This window comes from Pseudomonas capeferrum (genome assembly GCF_013523055.1).
In the GTDB taxonomy this organism is placed as follows: Bacteria; Pseudomonadota; Gammaproteobacteria; order Pseudomonadales; family Pseudomonadaceae; genus Aquipseudomonas; species Aquipseudomonas capeferrum_A.
Window position 1 is genome coordinate 238,128 of sequence record NZ_JAAMQM010000006.1, and the last position, 19,820, is coordinate 257,947.

Annotated in this window: 19 protein-coding genes and 1 tRNA gene; 14 read left to right on the top strand and 6 right to left on the bottom strand. The window is 56.3% G+C overall.

The genetic code is table 11. The features are described from left to right. Positions 1-12: 12 nt before the first annotated feature. From murI to hemA, 5 genes are read right to left on the bottom strand one after another with little or no spacing between them, the layout of a single operon-like run. Positions 13-810, bottom strand: coding sequence for a glutamate racemase (murI, locus tag G7009_RS09335; protein WP_181129708.1), 798 nt, complete (start codon positions 808-810; stop codon positions 13-15). Next, a complete protein-coding gene (locus G7009_RS09340) occupies positions 803-1,558 on the bottom strand; it encodes a molybdopterin-synthase adenylyltransferase MoeB (RefSeq protein ID WP_181129709.1) in 756 nt (251 codons plus the stop codon). Before G7009_RS09340 ends, murI begins: the two co-directional genes overlap by 8 nt. Continuing rightward, positions 1,552-2,382: a peptide chain release factor N(5)-glutamine methyltransferase gene (gene prmC / locus G7009_RS09345; protein ID WP_181129710.1), complete on the bottom strand. Its 831-nt coding sequence runs from the start codon at positions 2,380-2,382 to the stop codon at positions 1,552-1,554. The genes G7009_RS09340 and prmC overlap by 7 nt, the downstream gene beginning before the upstream one ends. After that, positions 2,383-3,465 carry a peptide chain release factor 1 gene (gene prfA, locus G7009_RS09350; protein WP_181129711.1) on the bottom strand — a complete coding sequence of 361 codons (1,083 nt, stop codon included), beginning with the start codon at positions 3,463-3,465 and terminating at the stop codon, positions 2,383-2,385. After that, positions 3,462-4,739 carry a glutamyl-tRNA reductase gene (gene hemA / locus G7009_RS09355; protein ID WP_181129712.1) on the bottom strand — a complete coding sequence of 426 codons (1,278 nt, stop codon included), beginning with the start codon at positions 4,737-4,739 and terminating at the stop codon, positions 3,462-3,464. The genes prfA and hemA overlap by 4 nt, the downstream gene beginning before the upstream one ends. A 168-nt stretch (positions 4,740-4,907) precedes the next feature. On the opposite strand from hemA, the gene G7009_RS09360 reads away from it, so the two are divergent. The 12 genes from G7009_RS09360 (at position 4,908) to G7009_RS09415 (ending at position 17,249) form a co-directional block, all read left to right on the top strand. Next, positions 4,908-6,635 (top strand): tetratricopeptide repeat protein, encoded by a 1,728-nt coding sequence (locus G7009_RS09360; RefSeq protein WP_181129713.1) that lies wholly within the window; start codon positions 4,908-4,910, stop codon positions 6,633-6,635. Positions 6,636-6,639: 4 nt separating this feature from the next. Continuing rightward, the gene (gene lolB / locus G7009_RS09365) at positions 6,640-7,257 is read left to right on the top strand and encodes a lipoprotein insertase outer membrane protein LolB (protein ID WP_181129714.1); all 618 of its coding nucleotides are present in this window, start codon (positions 6,640-6,642) and stop codon (positions 7,255-7,257) included. 3 nt (positions 7,258-7,260) lie between these two features. Beyond that, positions 7,261-8,112: a 4-(cytidine 5'-diphospho)-2-C-methyl-D-erythritol kinase gene (gene ispE / locus G7009_RS09370; RefSeq protein WP_181129715.1), complete on the top strand. Its 852-nt coding sequence runs from the start codon at positions 7,261-7,263 to the stop codon at positions 8,110-8,112. Between the two features lie 34 nt (positions 8,113-8,146). Further along, positions 8,147-8,221: transfer RNA gene (locus G7009_RS09375), tRNA-Gln, on the top strand. Between the two features lie 47 nt (positions 8,222-8,268). After that, the gene (locus G7009_RS09380) at positions 8,269-9,210 is read left to right on the top strand and encodes a ribose-phosphate pyrophosphokinase (protein ID WP_099773531.1); all 942 of its coding nucleotides are present in this window, start codon (positions 8,269-8,271) and stop codon (positions 9,208-9,210) included. 122 nt (positions 9,211-9,332) lie between these two features. Next, positions 9,333-9,929, top strand: coding sequence for a 50S ribosomal protein L25/general stress protein Ctc (locus G7009_RS09385; RefSeq protein WP_181129716.1), 597 nt, complete (start codon positions 9,333-9,335; stop codon positions 9,927-9,929). A 77-nt stretch (positions 9,930-10,006) separates the two neighbouring features. Continuing rightward, positions 10,007-10,591 (top strand): aminoacyl-tRNA hydrolase, encoded by a 585-nt coding sequence (pth, locus tag G7009_RS09390; protein ID WP_181129717.1) that lies wholly within the window; start codon positions 10,007-10,009, stop codon positions 10,589-10,591. A gap of 22 nt (positions 10,592-10,613) precedes the next feature. After that, positions 10,614-11,714, top strand: a complete 1,101-nt coding sequence (ychF, locus tag G7009_RS09395; protein ID WP_181129718.1) for a redox-regulated ATPase YchF — start codon at positions 10,614-10,616, stop codon at positions 11,712-11,714. Positions 11,715-11,830: 116 nt separating this feature from the next. Further along, positions 11,831-13,093: a tyrosine-type recombinase/integrase gene (locus G7009_RS09400; RefSeq protein WP_181129719.1), complete on the top strand. Its 1,263-nt coding sequence runs from the start codon at positions 11,831-11,833 to the stop codon at positions 13,091-13,093. Further along, complete coding sequence (locus tag G7009_RS09405) at positions 13,041-14,804, top strand: hypothetical protein (RefSeq protein WP_181129720.1); 1,764 nt, start codon at positions 13,041-13,043, stop codon at positions 14,802-14,804. The genes G7009_RS09400 and G7009_RS09405 overlap by 53 nt, the downstream gene beginning before the upstream one ends. Then, on the top strand, positions 14,801-16,837 hold the full coding sequence (locus tag G7009_RS09410) for a hypothetical protein (protein ID WP_181129721.1): 2,037 nt from the start codon (positions 14,801-14,803) through the stop codon (positions 16,835-16,837). Before G7009_RS09405 ends, G7009_RS09410 begins: the two co-directional genes overlap by 4 nt. Next, a complete protein-coding gene (locus G7009_RS09415) occupies positions 16,824-17,249 on the top strand; it encodes a hypothetical protein (RefSeq protein WP_181129722.1) in 426 nt (141 codons plus the stop codon). The genes G7009_RS09410 and G7009_RS09415 overlap by 14 nt, the downstream gene beginning before the upstream one ends. 94 nt (positions 17,250-17,343) lie before the next feature. On the opposite strand, the gene G7009_RS09420 is transcribed toward G7009_RS09415, so the two are convergent. Further along, positions 17,344-17,796 (bottom strand): hypothetical protein, encoded by a 453-nt coding sequence (locus G7009_RS09420; RefSeq protein WP_181129723.1) that lies wholly within the window; start codon positions 17,794-17,796, stop codon positions 17,344-17,346. 85 nt (positions 17,797-17,881) lie between these two features. Between G7009_RS09420 and G7009_RS09425 the strand changes: the two genes are divergently transcribed. Together G7009_RS09425 and G7009_RS09430 are read left to right on the top strand one after the other, a co-directional pair. Beyond that, positions 17,882-18,154, top strand: a complete 273-nt coding sequence (locus G7009_RS09425) for a helix-turn-helix domain-containing protein (RefSeq protein WP_181129724.1) — start codon at positions 17,882-17,884, stop codon at positions 18,152-18,154. Between the two features lie 491 nt (positions 18,155-18,645). After that, entirely contained in the window at positions 18,646-19,521 is an 876-nt protein-coding gene (locus G7009_RS09430; protein WP_181129725.1) for a TIR domain-containing protein, read from the top strand. Positions 19,522-19,820 lie beyond the last annotated feature (299 nt).

Consider the following 19,820-nt stretch of genomic DNA (forward strand, 5'->3'; position numbering starts at 1 on the left):
TTCACGTTTTTTTTACAACTGAAATCTTTGCACATCGTCAGATTTATTCCAGAGCAATGGCAGAATCTTTTTCAGATTGTCCGGATCTGCACTGCTCCAGAACCGTGTCGTGCAAGGGGAGGCATGGGCCAACAGGTTGTGCTTGCCCAGAAGACGCTGCAACTGCCTGGCCACGGCGGAACCGGTATCGATGATGGCCACGTCCTTCGGGACCATGTCGGCGAGCAGGCGTCGCAGGAAGGGGTAGTGGGTACAACCCAGGATCAAGGTATCGCAACCGGCGTGTAACAGAGGCTCCACGTAGCCCTGCAGCAACCGCCGCAACAGAGGGCTCTCCAGATCACCCGCCTCGATGCATTCGACGAGACCGGGACATGGCTGGGTTATCACACGGACATCGCTGGCGAAGCGATCGAGCAACGCGGCGAACTTGGCGCTCTGCAAGGTTCCCGTGGTGGCCAGGACCCCTACCACGCCCGAGCGGGTGGCGGCCGCCGCCGGTTTCACCGCCGGCTCCATGCCTACCAGCGGCCAATCGGGATAGCGCTCGCGCAGGTCCGCGACCGCGGCTACCGTGGCGGTATTGCACGCCAGGACCATGGCCTTGGCGCCTTGCTCACGGAAAAACGCCGCGATCAGCCGACAGCGCTGGCGGATGTAGTCCGGGGATTTTTCGCCATAGGGCACATGGCCGCAATCGGCCACGTAGAGCAGCGACTCGCGAGGCAGCAGACGGTGAATCTCGGCGAGCACCGACAAACCGCCGACCCCCGAGTCCATCACACCTACCGGTGCGCTGGCTTCAGCCATGGCGGTTGGCGCACACCGCGCAACCCGGATCACGCTTGACCCGCAATTCTCGCAGCCGCGTTCCCAGCGCGTCGATCAGCAGCAGACGACCGATCAGGGGCTCCCCGAAACCGGCCAGCAGTTTCAGCGCTTCCAATGCTTGCAGGCTGCCTACCAGCCCGACCAGCGGACCAATCACGCCAGCTTCGCTGCAGGTCAGCTCCGCTTCGCTGCCATGGCCGTAGAGACAGTGATAGCAGGGACTGTGGTCGAGTCGGGTATCGAACACCGACAACTGACCTTCCAGACGTATCGCCGCGCCGCTGACCAAGGGTCGACCGGCCACGACGCAAGCGGCGTTGACAGCTTCACGAGTGGCGAAATTGTCCGAGCAGTCCAGTACCAGGTCGACCGCGGCCACGGTCGCGGCCAAGGAGTCTTCATCAAGCGCCTGGCGATGGGCGACCAGCGTGATGTCCGGGTTTATCGCCTGCAGGCGCTGCAGGGCCGAATCCACTTTGCTCATGCCGATGCTGGCAGTGTCGTGAAGCACCTGGCGCTGCAGGTTGGTCAGGTCGACCGTGTCGAAGTCTGCCAAGTGCAGTTCGCCGACACCGGCCGCGGCCAGGTAGAGTGCCACGGGAGAACCCAGACCGCCGAGGCCGACGATCAAGGCCTTGCCACGCTTGATGCGCAGCTGCCCCTCGATATCGACCTGTGAAAGCAGGATCTGCCGGCTGTAGCGCAACAGTTCATGGTCGCTCAGCATGCCAGGCGCCCCAGACTGATACGCGGATGGCCCGCCAGGTCCTGGCGACTGGTCAATTCGCCGAAACCATGGGCTCTCAGCAGTTCGCGAACCGCTTCGGCCTGGTCGTATCCGTGCTCGAGCAGCAACCAGCCTCCGGGTAGCAGATGGGCCGGTGCCTGGGCGATGATCGTGCGCAGGTCGTCGAGGCCATCGGGGCCCGAGACCAGGGCACTGCTGGGTTCGAAACGCACGTCACCGGCGATCAGGTGTGGGTCCTGGGCGGCGATGTAGGGCGGGTTGCTGATGATCAGGTGGTAATGTTCGTCCACCAACGCCTCGAACCAGTGACTGGCACGAACCTGGACGTTCTCCAGACGCAGGCGCTGGCGATTGCGCTCGGCCAGGGCCACGGCCTCGGCCACACGGTCGACCGCAGTGATCTGCCAGGCCGGGCGCTCACCGGCCAATGCCAGGGCGATGGCACCGGTACCCGTGCCCAGGTCGAGTACCCTGGCGGGCGTCGCGGGTACCAGCTCCAGGGCGGCCTCGACCAGCAGTTCGGTCTCTGGCCGTGGGATCAAGGTATGCGGCGCCACTTCCAGGTCGTGCTTCCAGAAACCTTGCTGGCCCAGGATGTAGGCCACGGGCTCTCCGGCGCGACGACGGGCCAGGTACGCCGAGAAGGTATGCGCGGCCTCGCTGCTGACGATACGTTCGGGCCAGGTATGCAGGTAGCTGCGCGACTTGCCCAAGGCAGCGGCCAGCAGCAGTTCCGCGTCCAGTCGTTCTGTCGGTGAATCCGGTAGCTGCGCGGCACGCAGCAGGCTGGCAATGATCGTCATTCAATCCCCCAGGGCGGCCAGTTGATCGGCCTGGTATTCGGTCAGCAAGGGTTCTATGACGGCATCGACGCCACCGGCCAGGACCTCGTCGAGGGAGTACAGGGTCAGGTTGATGCGGTGATCGGTCACCCGGCCCTGGGGATAGTTGTAGGTGCGGATGCGCTCGGAGCGGTCACCGGAGCCGACCAACAGCTTGCGCTCGCTGGCGATGGCGTTATGCGCGGCGCTGGTCTGGATGTCGTTGAGCTTGGCCGACAGCCAGCTCATGGCGCGAGCCCGGTTCTTGTGCTGGGAACGCTCTTCCTGGCATTCGACCACGATACCGGTAGGCAAGTGAGTGATGCGGATGGCCGAGTCGGTCTTGTTGATGTGCTGACCACCGGCCCCCGATGCGCGATAGGTGTCGACCCGCAGATCGGCGGGGTTGATTTCGATCGCTACTTGCTCGTCCGGCTCGGGCAGTACCGCCACGGTGCACGCCGAAGTATGGATACGGCCCTGGGACTCGGTCTCCGGAACCCGCTGCACGCGATGCGCGCCGGACTCGAACTTGAGCTTGCCGTAGACGCTATCGCCTTCGACCCGGGCAATGATCTCCTTGTAGCCGCCATGCTCCCCCTCGTTCTCGGAGAGGATTTCCAGGCGCCAGCCGCGTTTCTCGGCATAGCGCGAGTACATGCGGAACAGGTCTCCGGAGAAGATCGCCGCCTCGTCGCCACCGGTGCCGGCGCGGATTTCGAGGAACACGTTGCGCCCGTCGTTGGGATCCTTGGGCAGCAGCATCCGCTGAAGCGTGGACTCCAGGTCGATCAACCGCTCCTTGGCATCGCGCACCTCATCGACCGCCATCTCGCGCAGGTCGGGATCGCTGTCCTTGAGCAAGGCCTGGGCGCCTTCCAGATCATCCTGGACTTTTCGCCATTCCTGGTAAGCAGTGATCACCGGCTCTACTTCGGCGTATTCACGCGAGTAGGCCCGGAAACGAGTCTGATCGGAAATGACCTCGGCATCGCCCAGCAGGGCGGTCAGTTCCTCGAAGCGGTCCTGGAGGGTATCCAGCTTGTTCAGCAGCGACGCTTTCATTGCGGGGTCTTGTCCGTCGAGCCCTCGTTGAGGGCGAAGAGTTCCTGAGCCATGGCCAGCGCATCGACGCGGCCCTCGGCTGAGAGCTTTTTCAACTGCACGCTGGGGGCATGCAGGAGTTTGTTGGTCAGGCCCCGGGCCAGTTGCGCAAGCACCTCCTCCGGGTTGCCGCCGTTGGCCAGCAGACGCTGGGCCTTGTACAGCTCTTCATCGCGCAGGCGTTCACTTTGCTGGCGATAGGCCTTGAGCACGTCCACAGCCGCCAGTTCACGCAGACGGACCATGAAGTCGCTGGCCCCTGCCGCTACCAGTTCTTCGGCGGCCTGGGCGGCACCCTGACGGCTCTTGAGGTTTTCCGCGACCACATCGTGAAGGTCGTCGACGGTATAAAGATAGACATCGTCCAGCTCACCCACTTCCGGCTCGATGTCCCGAGGCACGGCGATATCGACCATGAAGATCGGCTTGTGGCGGCGCTGCTTCAGCGCACTTTCCACGGCGCCTTTGCCAAGGATCGGCAACTGACTGGCGGTAGAGCTGATGACGATATCGCTGTTCGCCAACTCCTGGGGAATGTCGGCCAGCAGCACGGCATGCGCTCCGAACTGCTCGGCCAGGATATTGGCCCGCTCGAGGGTGCGGTTGGCCACGACGATACGCCGCACGCCCTGCTCGTGCAGATGTCGAGCGACCAGGGTGATGGTCTCGCCGGCACCGATCAGCAGTGCCTGGCTGCGGCCCAGGTCACTGAAGATCTGGCGCGCCAGGCTGACAGCGGCGAAGGCCACGGATACCGGGTTCTCGCCAATGGCCGTATCGGTGCGCACCTGCTTGGCCGCGCTGAAGGTGGCCTGGAACAGGCGCCCGAGCAACGGACCGACGGTACCGGCCTCACGCGCCACCGCGTAGGCCGACTTCATCTGGCCGAGGATCTGCGGCTCGCCGAGCACCAGCGAGTCGAGCCCGGAGGCGACACGCATCATGTGGCGGACTGCGTCATGGTCCTCATGCACGTAGGCGCTGGCGCGCAATTCTTCCAGGCTCAGCCGATGGTAGTCGGCCAGCCAGCGCAGAACGCTGTCGGCCGCCAGGTGATCCTGCTCTATATAGAGCTCGCTACGATTGCAGGTCGACAGGATCGCAGCCTCGCGGCTGGCGGTCAGTTGACAGAGCTGCTGCAAGGCATCGACCAGCTGCTCTGGCGTAAACGCCACGCGCTCGCGTACGTCTACCGAGGCAGTCTTATGGTTGATCCCGAGTGCAAGAAAGGCCATGCAAGGTCGCTGATGGTGACGGAAGCCGATAATTGTCCTACTTCGCAGGATTCAGAACAACCACCGTTCGCTATTGTCTCTATAAACCAAGGCCATCGTTGGTGGGCTTGCCACAACGCTTGTGTCATGATTGCCCCGACCGCCGGTTAGTCCTCCAAAGCCTCTCTTATGAACAGATCCTACGCACTGCTGCTTGCCCTCGCCCTGCTACAGGGCTGTCAGAGCCTGGCTCCGCACAAGACGGACGCCGAGCCCACCGTTGCCGAGGCCGCGCCGACCGAACCGGCGCCGCCGGTGGTGTATGGATCGTTTCGCCAGGACACCCTGTACAACCTGCTGGTGGCTGAACTGGCCGGTCAGCGCAACCGCTTCGATATCGCCCTCGCCACCTACGTCGAGGAAGCCGAGAAGACTCAGGATGCCGCCGTTTCCGAGCGGGCGTATCGCATCGCCGAATACCTGGGCGCCGACGAGCCGGCCCTCGACACGGCCCTCATCTGGGCGCGCAACGATCCGCAGAATCTCGATGCGCAGCGTGCCGCCGCCATCCAGCTGGCACGTTCGGGACGCTACGACGAGTCCATGACCTACATGGAGAAGGTGCTACAGGGCAAGGGCGACACCCATTTCGACTTCCTCGCCCTGTCCGCCATCGAAACCGACCAAAGCACCCGCAACGGCCTGCAGCAGAGCTTCGACCGCCTGCTGGAAAAGTATCCCGATAATGGACAACTGGTCTTCGGCAAGGCCCTGCTGCTGCAACAGGATGGCAATATCCAGGCTGCGCTGGACCTGCTCGAAGATCATCCGCCACAGGACGGCGAGATCGCTCCGATCCTGCTCCGCGCACGCCTGCTGCAGGCGCTTGATCGCGGCCCGGAAGCCCTGCCGCTGCTGCAGAAGGCGATCCGCGAGAACCCCGAAGACAAGCGCCTGCGCTTGACCTATGCGCGAACCCTGGTGGAACAGGACCGCCTGCTGGAAGCCAAGACCGAATTCGCCAGTCTGGTCCAGGAGTATCCCGAGGACGACGAACTGCGCTACTCGCTGGCCCTGGTCAGCCTTGAGAACAAGGACTGGGACGAAGCCGAGGGCTACCTGCAGGAGCTGGTCGAGCGTGACAGCAATGTCGACGCCGCGCACCTCAATCTCGGACGTATCCGCGAAGAGCGCAATGACCCCGAAGGCGCCCTGCGCGAGTACGCGCTGGTCAGTGCCGGCAACGACTATCTGGCTGCCCAGCTGCGCCAGGCCGACATCCTCATCGCCAATGGACGCAGCGCCGAGGCATCGCGTCTGCTGGCCGATGCGCGTGAAGCGCAGCCCGACTATGCCATCCAGCTGTACCTGATCGAAGCCGAGGCGTTGGGCAACAACGACCGCGACGCCCAGGCCGATCAGGTCCTGCAGCAGGCCATCACGCGCTACCCGGGCGACCCGAACCTTCTTTATACCCGCGCCATGCTGGCCGAGAAGCGCGACGACCTGAAACAGATGGAGCAGGACCTGCGCACCATCATCAGCCGCGAACCGGAAAACGCCATGGCCTTGAACGCGCTCGGCTATACCCTTGCCGATCGCACCACGCGCTATGCCGAGGCCAAGGCGCTCATCGACAAGGCTTACGCGCTCAACCCTGAAGATCCGGCAGTGCTCGACAGCCTGGGCTGGGTCAATTATCGACTGGGCAACCTCGACGAGGCCGAACGTATCCTGCGCCAGGCGCTGGAGCGTTTCCCCGACCACGAAGTAGCCGCTCACCTGGGCGAAGTGCTCTGGGCCAATGGCAAGCGCCGCGAGGCCCGCCAGACCTGGGCCAAGGCCTTCGAAACCCAACCCGACAGCCCTATCTTGCGCAAGACCGTGTTGCGCCTGACCGGATCCGAGACTCTCTAACGCCATGATCCTGCGCCATTGCATCACCTTCGTCCTCATCGCCTTGCTGGCCGGCTGTGCCGGCTTCGGTTCCCGCGAGGCCCTGGAGGGCCAGGGCAACCCGCAACAGTGGCGCGCCCACAAGACACAATTGAGCAGCCTCGACGGCTGGCAGATCAACGGCAAGGTCGGCATCCGCGCGCCCCGTGACTCAGGCAGCGGCACGCTGTTCTGGCTGCAGCGCCAGGACTATTACGACATCCGCCTTGCCGGCCCGCTGGGCCGTGGTGCCGCCCGTCTAACCGGTCGCCCGGGAGGCGTGGTCCTGGAAGTGGCCAACCAGGGCCGCTTCGAGGCACCCAGCCCCGAGGCCCTGCTCGAAGAACAACTGGGCTGGCGCTTGCCGGTCTCGCACCTGGTCTGGTGGGTTCGCGGCCTGCCCGCGCCCGATACCAAGAGCCAATTGACCCTGGACGGCAATAGCAGGCTGGCCAGTCTCGAGCAGGACGGCTGGCAGGTGCAGTACCTGAACTACACCGAACAGAATGGCTACTGGTTGCCCGAGCGCCTGAAACTGCATGGCAAGGATCTGGACGTCACCCTGGTGGTGAAAGACTGGCAGCCCCGGCAGCTGGGACACTGATCGATGACTGCCACTACCCTGACCCTGCCGGCACCGGCCAAGCTGAACCTGTGGCTGCATATCCTCGGTCGCCGAGCGGACGGCTATCACGAGCTGGAAACCGTGTTCCAGTTCCTCGATCACGCCGACGAACTGACCTTCGCCTTGCGCGAAGACGGTCAGATTCGCCTGCGCACAGCGATTGAAACGGTACCCCACGACAGCAACCTGATCGTGCGCGCGGCCAGAAAACTGCAGCAGGCCTCGGGCTGCACGCTCGGTGCCGACATCTGGCTGGACAAACGCTTGCCCATGGGTGGCGGCATCGGCGGCGGCAGCTCCGACGCGGCCACCACCCTGCTGGGCCTGGATCGTCTCTGGCAGCTAGGTAGCGGTGAGGAACAGCTGGCCGAACTCGGCCTTGGCCTGGGCGCCGACGTACCGGTCTTCGTGCGCGGCCATGCCGCCTTCGCCCAGGGTGTCGGCGAGCAGCTCACGCCCGTGGATCCCGAAGAGCCCTGGTATGTCGTGCTGGTGCCGCAAGTGTCTGTCAGCACAGCGGAAATTTTTTCGCATTCGTTGTTGACACGTGATTCCCTCCCCCTTAAGATGCGCCCCGTTCCCGAGGGAAACAGTCGAAATGACTGCCAACCGGTCGTAGAGCAGAGTTACCCGGAAGTTCGTAACTCGCTGAATTTGCTTGGCAAATTCACTAAAGCGCGACTTACCGGGACTGGAAGTTGTGTGTTTGGGGCCTTCCCAAGCAAAGCCGAAGCTGATAAAGTTCTGGCCCTTCTTTCAGAGACCCAAACAGGGTTTGTAGCCAAAGGAAGCAACATATCGATGTTGCACCGCACGCTTCAAAGTCTGCTCTAGGAACCGAGTGCCAGGCATTCGAAGCAACAGATACAGGGGCGTCGCCAAGCGGTAAGGCAGCAGGTTTTGATCCTGCCATGCGTTGGTTCGAATCCAGCCGCCCCTGCCATTTTCCTATACTCATCCAGGTATACCCTCAGCCTTCAGGTACTGCGCGTGTCCAAGATGATGGTCTTTACGGGGAACGCCAACCCCGATCTGGCTCGGCGTGTCGTACGTCAGCTGCATATCCCACTGGGTGATGTTTCTGTCGGCAAATTCTCCGACGGCGAAATCAGCACTGAGATCAATGAAAATGTCCGTGGTAAGGACGTCTTCATCATTCAGCCGACTTGCGCGCCAACCAACGATAACCTGATGGAACTGGTAGTGATGGCCGACGCCTTCCGCCGCTCCTCAGCCTCCCGAATCACCGCTGTGATTCCCTACTTCGGATACGCCCGCCAGGACCGCCGTCCGCGTTCGGCACGTGTAGCCATCAGCGCCAAAGTCGTCGCTGACATGCTCACTGTCGTGGGTATCGATCGTGTTCTCACTGTCGACCTGCACGCTGACCAGATCCAGGGTTTCTTCGATATTCCCGTCGACAACATCTACGGCTCGCCCGTACTGGTCGACGACATCGAAGACCAGCGTTTCGAGAACCTGATGATCGTTTCCCCCGACATCGGCGGCGTCGTGCGTGCACGTGCGGTAGCCAAGTCCCTGGGTGTCGATCTGGGTATCATCGACAAACGCCGTGAAAAGGCCAATCACTCCGAAGTGATGCATATCATCGGCGACGTCGAAGGACGCACCTGCATCCTGGTAGACGACATGGTCGACACCGCCGGCACCCTGTGCCATGCGGCCAAGGCCCTGAAGGAACACGGCGCTGCCAAGGTCTATGCCTACTGCACGCACCCTGTCCTGTCGGGTCGGGCGATCGAGAACATCGAGAAATCCGTGCTGGACGAGCTGGTGGTGACCAACACCATCCCGCTGTCCGCTGCCGCGCAAGCCTGTGATCGTATCCGCCAGTTGGATATCGCACCGGTTGTGGCTGAAGCGGTCCGCCGCATCAGCAACGAAGAATCGATCAGCGCGATGTTCCGCTAAGCGGCCATTCGTTGACGAAACGCGCCCCGCCCCGACCTCTCGTCGGGGCGGGGCTTTTTTGCCCACCCCGTATGACGCTGGTCGCAAACGTCTGCGGGTGATGGCTATTTTGGAGAAACAAAATGACTAATTTCACTCTGAACGCCCAAGTGCGTACCGACCTGGGGAAAGGTGCGAGCCGCCGCCTGCGTCACGCCCTGAACGTACCTGCCGTTGTCTACGGTGGTAACAAGGAAGCCGAGTCCCTGACCATCCTGGCCAAGGAAATCGCCAGGCTGTTCGATAACGAGGCCGCCTTCAGCCACGTTCTGGAACTGAACGTCGACGGCACCAAGCAAAACGTCATCGTCAAGGCTCTGCAGCGTCACCCGGCCAAAGGCTACATCATGCACGCCGATTTCATCCGTGTCGTCGCTGGCCAGAAGCTGACCGCCAAGGTTCCGGTTCACTTCATCAACGAAGAAGCTCCTGTCAAGAAAGGCGGCGAGATCTCCCACGTCGAAGCCGAGATCGAAGTGTCCTGCGAAGCCAAGGACCTGCCGGAGTTCATCGAAGTTGACCTGGCCAACGCCGAAGTCGGCACCATCATCCACCTGTCGGACCTGAAAGCTCCTAAAGGCGTCGAGTTCGTGGCCCTGGCCCACGGCGACGACAAGGCTGTTGCCAACGTTCACGCTCCACGCGTTGCTCCAGAAGCAGAAGAAGGCGCTGCCGAGTAATCTACTCGCGCGCCGGTGTTGATCGGGTTACAGTGCCGCGCACCGTAGCCCACCAACTCCAAGGAAGAGCCCCTGACGTGACCGCCATCCAGTTGATCGTCGGCCTGGGAAATCCCGGCCCCGAATACGAACAGACCCGGCATAACGCAGGGGCTCTTTTCGTTGAACGCATTGCCAGCGCCCAGCGTGTCTCACTGACCGCTGACCGCAAGTATTTCGGCCTGACGGCTAAATTCAGCCATCAGGGCAACGATGTTCGCCTGTTGATTCCCACCACCTACATGAACCGCAGCGGCCAGTCAGTGGCGGCGTTGGCCAATTTCTTCCGGATCCCGCCTGCGGCCATCCTGGTGGCGCACGACGAACTCGACCTGCCTCCCGGTGTTGCCAAGCTCAAACGCGGTGGCGGCCATGGTGGGCACAACGGCCTGCGCGACATCATCGCCCAGCTCGGCAACCAGAATGATTTCCATCGCCTGAGGCTCGGCATCGGCCACCCGGGGGATGCCAAGCTGGTCTCCAACTTCGTCCTGGGCCGCGCGCCGCGCGCCGAGCAGGAGAAGCTCGACGCCAGTATCGATTTTGCCCTTGGCGTGCTGCCAGACGTACTTGCCGGCGACTTCGCCAAGGCGATGCGCGAACTGCACAGCCAAAAGGCCTGATATCACCTAGAGGGGAATTACCATGGGTTTCAATTGCGGCATCGTCGGCCTGCCAAACGTCGGCAAGTCCACCCTGTTCAACGCCCTGACCAAGTCCGGTATTGCGGCGGAGAACTTCCCCTTCTGCACCATCGAACCGAACAGCGGCATCGTGCCCATGCCCGACGCGCGCCTGGACGCCTTGGCGGCCATCGTCAAGCCTAATCGCGTCCTGCCCACCACCATGGAATTCGTCGATATCGCGGGCCTGGTGGCCGGCGCATCGAAAGGTGAAGGCCTGGGTAACAAGTTCCTCGCCAACATCCGCGAGACCGACGCCATTGCCCATGTGGTGCGCTGCTTCGAAGACGAGAACGTGATCCACGTCTCCAACAGCGTCGACCCCAAGCGCGACATCGAGATCATCGACCTCGAGCTGATCTTCGCCGACCTCGACAGCTGCGAGAAGCAGCTGCAGAAAGTCACGCGCAATGCCAAGGGCGGCGACAAGGACGCTCTTGCACAGAAGGCCATTCTCGAGAAGCTCATCCCTCATTTCACCGAAGGCAAGCCCGCACGCAGCCTGATGAAAGACATGAACTCCGATGAGAAGGTGGTGATTCGCGGCTTCCATCTGCTGACCAGCAAGCCGGTCATGTACATCGCCAACGTTGCCGAAGACGGCTTCGAAGACAACCCGCACCTCGACGTGGTCAAGACCATCGCCGAAGAGGAAGGCGCGATCGTGGTACCGGTGTGCAACAAGATCGAAGCCGAGATCGCCGAGCTGGACGACGGTGAAGAGAAGGACATGTTCCTGGAGGCGCTCGGCCTGGAAGAGCCTGGCCTGAACCGCGTGATCCGCGCCGGTTACTCCCTGCTCAACCTGCAGACCTACTTCACCGCCGGCGTTCAGGAAGTCCGCGCCTGGACCGTGCGCATCGGCGCCACCGCGCCACAGGCTGCCGGCGTGATCCACACCGACTTCGAAAAAGGCTTCATCCGCGCCGAAGTGGTGGCCTATGACGACTTCATCCAGTTCAAGGGTGAAGCCGGTGCCAAGGAAGTGGGCAAGTGGCGGTTGGAAGGCAAGGAGTACATCGTCAAGGACGGTGATGTGATGCACTTCCGCTTCAACGTATAGTGAGCGCTCATTGACAACCAACCATCATGTGCCAACCTATGGACACGATGGTTGGTTGTCGATCTGTAAAGTGCTAGCTCGAGCTCATCTCGGGCAGCTCTTTAGAGGAGGCTCACATGGCTTTTCTGGAGTACGTTCACCTTTCTCCTGTCTCCTCCACCACTTCCAGTGGTCCCTCCACCTTTGCCCCGCATCTACGCCTACCTGACATCAAACGCCTACCGCAAATTTTCTGGGATACAGGTGCGAGCTGGTCCGAGGTGAATCTGTGGGCGTTAGACAAAATCCAAAGTCAGCATCGAGATGTTGAAACGGTAAACGCTCTCCTTAAACACCTCCACGCCTATGCTTCTTACCTAGAAAGTTCAGGCTTAGACTGGCGCTATTTTCCAGCTCGAATCTCAAACAGGTCGGTGTACAAGTATCGAGGCGAGCTCGTTGCGCGCATGAAAGATGGCACTATCGCCGGAAGTACTGCAAGTGCAAGGATGGCAGCCATAATTCAATTTTATCGGTTCGCTAAAGACCATGGCTTAATAGATACTAAATATGCCATGTGGACCGAGCATGAATTCAAAGCATATTACACAGACCTTACTGGATTTAAGCGCAGTATCACTGGACAGTCTACAGATCTCTCCATTCCTAACAAATCACCTCCTGGAAACCGATTAGAAGATGGGTTAACACCGCTCAGTGAATTGCATATGATGGAACTCATTGAGCACACTCGAAGCCAAGCTTCAGAAGAACTACATCTTATGCTCACCATAGGTTTTTTTACGGGTGCTAGATTAAGCACAATAACTAGCCTGCGCATAAATACTCTCGAGCTAGCGCGAGAGGACCAGTATATTTCTGATCTGTATTTACTGAGTGTCGGGCCAGGCACGAAGGTCAAAACCAAATTCGATGTTAAGGGTGACATCCTAATTCCGGGCATATTACTTAGACGACTAAAAAAATACGCTTACTCTCCAAGTAGACTAAAGAGAGAAAGTAAGTCATCCAAAGAAAATAGCGCGCTCCTGTTTATTACATCCAGAGGAAAGCCATATAGCAAAACGGCTATTGGGGTCTTAATGACCAATCTCAGACGAGAAGCCGTAAAAGCAGGTTTAAAATTTATGATGTCATTTAAATTTCATCAATCTCGCGCAACTTACGGGACGTGGCTGATGAAAATATCTCTAGAAGTAACTACTACTGGAGCAGCAATTGAATTTGTGAAATCAGCGATGTTACACAAACACGAGTCGACCACCCTTAAATATGTAAAATTCTTGGAATCATCCGCAGGTAAACAAAAAGCTGCGCAGGAGTTTTATGAAGCATTCAGCGGACTGCAAGGCCGAGATTGGAACAAATATAGAGCTTGATCCAATCACACCCTACTCCTTTGGATTTCCTGATGTAGATTTTGCACGACGGGAAACTCCGTGGGACCTGTCCTGCTTATTATATAAAGGTGGCGCTGCGACGGAGGTACGGCTTTTCGCGCGGAACAAAAGTGAAGGTTCGCTACCCCATATAGAACTGGACCGCTTGACATTGGTCACTGAAATTCATCAGGTATTGATTGACAAGCTCACCATAGGCGGGAGCAAAACTTCTGCAAAAGGGGCAATTCGATTTATAAGAGACATGTTTACCTGGGCTGAAAAAGAAGGCTTCTCTCTTGATAAAAGTAGCATCCAGGAAACATATTTTGCGTGGAGCGACCATTTATGGAGAGAGGCTGAAGTTTATAAAAAAATCAGTATTTCCTCCGCGTATGGCAGAAGTGCAAACGTTTCGATAATTCTGAGTGATGTCCTGAAAAGAGTAACTCCACTAATATCAGAGACACGGCTTCGCCATCCTTCAAAAGATAAAAGCCATGCTAATCTCCAAGCTGAAAAACAAAGTCTTCAACAGATCTTCGATTTCGGTAAAATTTTACTTAAGATAAGCGACATGCTTACTCTGGACGTGGTGATGGAGGGTCCGTCACCTATTGAAGTTTTCCTCGATGATGAAGAAGGCTCTACGTCTTTGAGATTTTTTGAATGTCAAGGCGTAATTCATAACGGAATAAAGGATAAACTGCACCGTAGGAATCTTGCCTTAGATGACACTGCTACCTTCAAGGACTGGCAAGAAAACGCCGCTTATAAAGACAGGGCCCCGATTATTAATAGACGCATTGAAGCCGAACTATTGATATTTGTAGCTCAGACGTCTATGAATTGGTCACAAGCAAGTAAGTTACCAATCTGCAAATTCCGATATGACAGTTACAGCGATGGCTACCAAGTAAGGGATCGAAAGGAGCGACGAAAGGGTGAGGTAATTTTTGAAATTTTTTCCGCCTACAAGCCTCACTTTGAACGTTATCTTGCCTGGAGACGAGTATTATTCCCAGAACACCCAAAACTGTTCCCGTTCGTTCGAGAGGATGAAACTAGTGAGTCGTGGCATTTTCAATCTCGGCTCCGACCCCAGCTCTTAAAATCCGGAAAGTGTTTTTTGCCACCCAGCGTGCTTAGAAATAACAAAGTTAATTGGTTGCTGCGAAAAACCGGAGATCCTGACTTGACTGCTGAAATGGCTCAGCACTCCAAACAAACACTACTAACGATATATGAAGTCCCAAGCTTACAAAGGGCAATGGTGGAAATTTTTCGATACTGGAACACTTGCGACCCGACTACTCATAGCCTAGCCTCAGTCGCACCCGGAAGATGCAACGGACACCCTAAAAAATCGGAAAATATCGACTATGATTTAGAGCCAGATTGCCGGCGATCTTCCGGTTGCATAGGATGCGAACAACACCGTGATGTAGATAGCGAAGACCACGTTTGGGCGTTGGTTAGTTTTCGGCACCTCAAAATCATTGAGATATCAAAATCGCTGAGACCTGGGATTCAAACTCAACCTACACCTGCGCAAAAGGTTGTAGATCGTCTTTCCGAAAAGCTTAACTGGTTTAAAAAATCCAGTATTAAACACGAGGCCTGGCTCCACGAAGCGCTAATAAAAATTGAGGAAGGGAACTATCACCCGTCTTGGATTACTGCCATCCACGCTATAGAGGGTGAGCTATGACCATGATACTCGATTCGCTCAGATTAGGTTCAACGAAGACTTGGATGGATTCTACCCGCGCGTCATATCGCCCACCCAGTTGGCCGCCACCACGTGAATGGGCAGTCAGCGAGGATCAGGATGGAAATCCAATCTCCGAATGGGGTCATAGCAAGTGGGATCTTACCCTGTGGGCAGGCGTACCCTTCATCCTCAATTTCCAGGAAGAATATAGATATAAACGGAAAAACAGACAGCATCCATCACTTATGGATGCACAAAATGCAGATTTGCTGCGTCTAATCATGACCTGGAAAATCTGGGGATCTACACAAGGACTAGGAGTGTCGTCCATTCGAACGGCATTCATACTATTAAGAAAAGTTGTATTTTTTTGCAGTAGCAATGGCATATTGGTCAGCGAACTGAACAGTCGACCTGACTTAATTGAACAAATCCCATCTCTTGTCTCAAAATCACTGTTCAGAACTTTAATACTGGAACTGCACAGAATTTTTGAAGCGCGTCAATCAGTTGGCTTCTTCATAGTAGATGCCGAGTCAATTGCTAAGCTTTCATTCTTAACACAGCCGAAAGAAGTTAACCAGACTCCGTACATACCTCCAAGAATATGGCTCTACCAGATAAATCGATTAAAGGCCTGTATTGAAGACTTTAATCAGAACAAAGAAAACATAGAGCTGTGCTTTAACTTCTGCTGCGAGGTTTACAACCGAAACATCGAATGCTTTGGAGAATTTCCACTAGTACCTATCTACCAGCCGTTTAACGCTGCGAGGAACAGGGGTGAGCAAGCCAGGAATGGTTGTAAATTTTATGGGCAATTTGCAGGCATTGCCGAAGAATACGGAATAAAGAGCTTAATAGAAGAATGGGTCTCAGTCCCGGCGCGCGGACTTTCCATTACATGTTTAGACACCTATATGAATTTGGTTGAGTATGCGTGCCTCGCCTACATTGCTAACTTCACACTTCAACGATGTGAAGAAGTCGGCTCTCTGAAGGAGGACTGCTTGATCTGGGAGCATGACGATAAGCTCGGCCGTATACCTATCATCTGTGGACCAACGTCAAAGACCGTTAATGACTCAGACGCCCGATGGCCTACTAGCCCTGCAGTAGAGATAGCTGTAACAGCAGCCCAGTCTATTGCCAAGATGCGAAAACTATACCCCGCCTATCTCAAAAGTAACGACGGTGTTGATGAAACATCCTATCTACGATCTTCTTATGCTCCTCCATGGGGCGGAAAGCTATGCAATCGGCATAGCCCTAGAAAGAAAATGCTTTCCTACTCTATAGTTGTTGACACCTATGACAAACTGTTCAATATTGAAGAACTCAGAATAACTAGTGAAGACCTTAGAATAGCTCGGATGCTAACCCCAACGATTACTGACAACTCAAGTTTTACATTGGGTTCTACTTGGAAGCTTGCGTGGCATCAGCTTAGAAGAACCGGGGCCGTCAATATGTTCTGCAGCGGGATCATATCTGACAGTAGCATGCAGCAGTTATTGAAGCATTCTTCTCGATTCATGCCTCTGTATTACGGTGCTGGTTACAGCAAGCTATTGCTGAACGAAGAAGTAGCAAAAATCGTGATAAGCACCATGTATGAGTCGATAGCTAGAAATCTTGAGATTGCAACTTCAGATAGATTTGCTTCACCTTTCGGCAAAAGCAAAAAGGAGGTAATACTCACTGATCTCATCAGTGAAAAAGATGTCAAAGCCCTTAACCAGGCTGCAAAAAATGGCACAATAAATGTGCGCGAAACGAGAGTAGGATTTTGTTTGAGTAGGGAGCCCTGCGAGTACGGCGGTATTGAGTCTATCTCACGCTGCGCGGGAGGTGATGGCCAAGCTCCTTGTACGAAGGCTCTGTTCGACAGGGAGAAAAGAAAGAGCATTGAAACTCAGTTGCAAAGAATCCGTATCGAAATTGAAGCGCTAGATCCAAACAGTCCACGCTACAAGGCCATGATCTTAGAAGCTGCAGGGCTGGAGGGAATATTGAATGTCCTTGAATGACACCATCGCTACTGCTTCTGCAGAGCAGCGTTTTCGAGATGCTTTTGAGAGACTCAAAAATGGTGCTACGGTAGTATTGCCCGCTAACTCTAGAGTCTCGCAAAACAATGTAGCCAAAGAAGCCTCGTGTGATCCCAGTGCTCTGCGCAAAAGCCGCTTCCCATCCTTGGTCCGTGAAATACAAGCATACGTGGAGATCCACAAATCTCAGGTTCCCTCTCTCAGAAGTGTAAGATCAAAATTAAAAAACAAGCGCATTGATCTGAAAAAAAGAATCGAGATCATCACGCAACAACGTGATGAAGCACATTCGCAACTTTTACACGTCCAGCGAGTCGTGTTAGATATGGCCAAGCAAATTACTGCGTTGGAGGATGAATTAGCTAAAATACATTCTCAAACCAAACCATAGCCTTACCATGTATTAAGACGAACGTGGACGACGATGGAGTGGTCGTTTTGCCGTCCAAGAATCTTAAGAAGTCTAAGTATTTGCGGCTGCTTGGTCAGCCACTAGAGCGCAGATCCCGCGCGGCCGAGAAAATGATTTCTTTGACCTTGAGATTATCGCACAGCGGCGCGTGCTCGATGCTATAACACGCCCCTCCTTTCACCTTGTAGATGTATCCCTCAATCGTACCTGAACCGTCTCCGGCAATACTTACCTCAAGTAGCTGTTCCATTGCCCAGCCCCCCCCTCCTCTAAGGTGTCCAGGGGACATGAGATGCGCCTGAGACAACCATGACCGCTCATCCAGCTCCGAGAGCATCTGCTGGAAAATCGGGACCGTCGGTATCATCAGCATGCTACCCACAATGTCGTCCCCATAGTCACGCACCAGCTCCACGTAGAACCAAGGGTGGTACAGCTCCAGCTCAATGAATTGCCATCGACTGGTGCCAAGCTCTCCGAAGACCGCTGCTGGGCTGAGCTCAGCATGGCTGTACGTCTTGAACATGGAAAAACCCCCAAAATATTAACAATAGTTAATGGATGTCTGGCGATCAAGACGGCTTCATCATTCCTTTTGTAGGGATGAAAAAATGCAGCTGAAACAGGCATTTGGCAAAGCATTGAGACTGATGAGGAAATCTCGTCATCTCAGCCAGGAGGACTTCGGTGGCCAGAGCAGCCAAACCTATCTGAGCCAGCTGGAAAGTGGAGGCAAGGGACCATCCCTAGAAATGGTGCATGCGCTTGCCTCCGCCATGGGCGTTCATCCAATGTCAATTTTAATGCAGTGCTACCTTTTGATGGATGACGCTGCAACATTGGACTCAATCATCGATCGCGTGCGGGATGAGATCAGCGAGTAGCTCGCAGAGTGAGGCTGTCGGACAAGCGAACGCTTTGTTGCTGATCATTGTTCGCGCCTGTGACACAGGCTCAGCTGTTCTGTCGTGTGTGCTCAAGGGCTGCGAGACGTGAGACGATGGCTCAAGCTGAGCCACAGTTAGACGTCGAGGATATGAAATGAAGGGCCGCCGAAAAGTGAAGACCAGCAAGTGGTCTATGAAAATAGACCTGGAAGTCGAGGCCCGAAAGTTCTTGCAGGGCCGATCCGGGAGACAAGGAAGGTTTCTCGATGCTGCCGCGCGCAATGGCCAGGAGATGGAACCCACAGGGCGGCTTTGTGGGTAAATACGCGGTTACCTTCAGAGGCGAATACCCCACCAACGTGGGTTTGCACCTCGCAAAAATAAATAAGTCAGTTTCGCTTGAGGAAGAGGTGGCCGTGGGCCTAAAAGGTGAACAGACATTTCAGATCAGCAATAATGGCCTACCGCTACCAAGGAATGCGTAGACCATGGCACGAAAACCCCCCTCTGTTGTACCTCCACAGCCGAAGGTGAGGCTGACATCCCAAGAGATTGACCGTGGCCTTGCTCGGCTGTCTGAACGAATTGCAGAGCTTCGCGCTTTTGATCTCGATACGGTCCGAAGTGGGAATACACCCGAGCTAGAGGCCATGGAGGTGGCCATCAAGGACAGTCTGATCAGATGCTTTGGGGAGGACACCAGTGCGTACCGTTCCTACGTTGCCGCCACAGACCTCACGTACCATCCGATGTTCTTCACTACCGGTCAGATTATTGACTACCACACTCCAATTCAACGCAGGGTTCTGAACTCCATTGCTTTGCTTGAGCAAGCGCAGAGGAGCTTAAAAGAAGATTTGGCCGATCTACCAGCTTCGGCGGAGGTTGAGGCTGAGCCTTCACCTGAGGGTCAAACAGCCCATTCAAATCGAATATTTGTTGTTCACGGCCACGACGAGGGCGCACGTGAGTCGGTGGCTCGATTCCTTGAAAAGCTTGGTCTTGAGCCGATCATTCTCCATGAACAGGCCAACCGTGGTCGCACCGTAATCGAGAAGATCGAGGGTAACCGAGACGTAGGATTTGCTGTGGTGCTGATGACGCCTGACGACCAAGGTTGTGTGAAGGGGGGACAATTGGAGCCTCGTGCTAGGCAAAACGTCCTGTTGGAGCTTGGCTATTTCCTCGGCTACCTGGGGCGCGACCGAGTGTGTGCTCTGAAGCGCGGCGAGGTTGAGATTCCTAGCGACTTTGCTGGCGTAGTGTGGACATCGATGAACGACGACGGTTGGAAACAAGCCTTGAGCCGTGAGCTTCAAGACGCCGGCTACGAGATTGACTGGAACAAGGTGATGCGCAGCTAGCAGGGTTTACCTATGTCATTGCCAATTCTCGATGGCACAGGCCGCGAGAAATGAGTAACCTGTGAAGGATTGCTCTGAGACTTTGTTGGCCATGGCCTCCCCTCGGAGACACTTGATAGCCCGCCTCACATGGCGGGCTTTTCTATTTTTACGGGAATGCTAAGAACAGTAACTGGACTTGCCCCTACCGAACCGGACACCAACTCCCCGTTAAATTGATGCTGCTGCCAAGCGCCTAAACTCTCGCGGCGACCGATATTTCAAGGCGCTATGCGGATGCTGCTCGTTGTAATGCTCGA

Excerpts from the sequence above, each read along its gene's own strand:
- murI (WP_181129708.1), bottom strand. The coding sequence starts at position 810 with ATGGCTGAAGCCAGCGCACCGGTAGGTGTGATGGACTCGGGGGTCGGC.
- G7009_RS09340 (WP_181129709.1), bottom strand. The coding sequence starts at position 1,558 with ATGCTGAGCGACCATGAACTGTTGCGCTACAGCCGGCAGATCCTGCTT.
- prmC (WP_181129710.1), bottom strand. The coding sequence starts at position 2,382 with ATGACGATCATTGCCAGCCTGCTGCGTGCCGCGCAGCTACCGGATTCA.
- prfA (WP_181129711.1), bottom strand. The coding sequence starts at position 3,465 with ATGAAAGCGTCGCTGCTGAACAAGCTGGATACCCTCCAGGACCGCTTC.
- hemA (WP_181129712.1), bottom strand. The coding sequence starts at position 4,739 with ATGGCCTTTCTTGCACTCGGGATCAACCATAAGACTGCCTCGGTAGAC.
- G7009_RS09360 (WP_181129713.1), top strand. The coding sequence starts at position 4,908 with ATGAACAGATCCTACGCACTGCTGCTTGCCCTCGCCCTGCTACAGGGC.
- lolB (WP_181129714.1), top strand. The coding sequence starts at position 6,640 with ATGATCCTGCGCCATTGCATCACCTTCGTCCTCATCGCCTTGCTGGCC.
- ispE (WP_181129715.1), top strand. The coding sequence starts at position 7,261 with ATGACTGCCACTACCCTGACCCTGCCGGCACCGGCCAAGCTGAACCTG.
- G7009_RS09385 (WP_181129716.1), top strand. The coding sequence starts at position 9,333 with ATGACTAATTTCACTCTGAACGCCCAAGTGCGTACCGACCTGGGGAAA.
- ychF (WP_181129718.1), top strand. The coding sequence starts at position 10,614 with ATGGGTTTCAATTGCGGCATCGTCGGCCTGCCAAACGTCGGCAAGTCC.
- G7009_RS09400 (WP_181129719.1), top strand. The coding sequence starts at position 11,831 with ATGGCTTTTCTGGAGTACGTTCACCTTTCTCCTGTCTCCTCCACCACT.
- G7009_RS09405 (WP_181129720.1), top strand. The coding sequence starts at position 13,041 with ATGAAGCATTCAGCGGACTGCAAGGCCGAGATTGGAACAAATATAGAG.
- G7009_RS09410 (WP_181129721.1), top strand. The coding sequence starts at position 14,801 with ATGACCATGATACTCGATTCGCTCAGATTAGGTTCAACGAAGACTTGG.
- G7009_RS09415 (WP_181129722.1), top strand. The coding sequence starts at position 16,824 with ATGTCCTTGAATGACACCATCGCTACTGCTTCTGCAGAGCAGCGTTTT.
- G7009_RS09420 (WP_181129723.1), bottom strand. The coding sequence starts at position 17,796 with ATGTTCAAGACGTACAGCCATGCTGAGCTCAGCCCAGCAGCGGTCTTC.
- G7009_RS09425 (WP_181129724.1), top strand. The coding sequence starts at position 17,882 with ATGCAGCTGAAACAGGCATTTGGCAAAGCATTGAGACTGATGAGGAAA.
- G7009_RS09430 (WP_181129725.1), top strand. The coding sequence starts at position 18,646 with ATGGCACGAAAACCCCCCTCTGTTGTACCTCCACAGCCGAAGGTGAGG.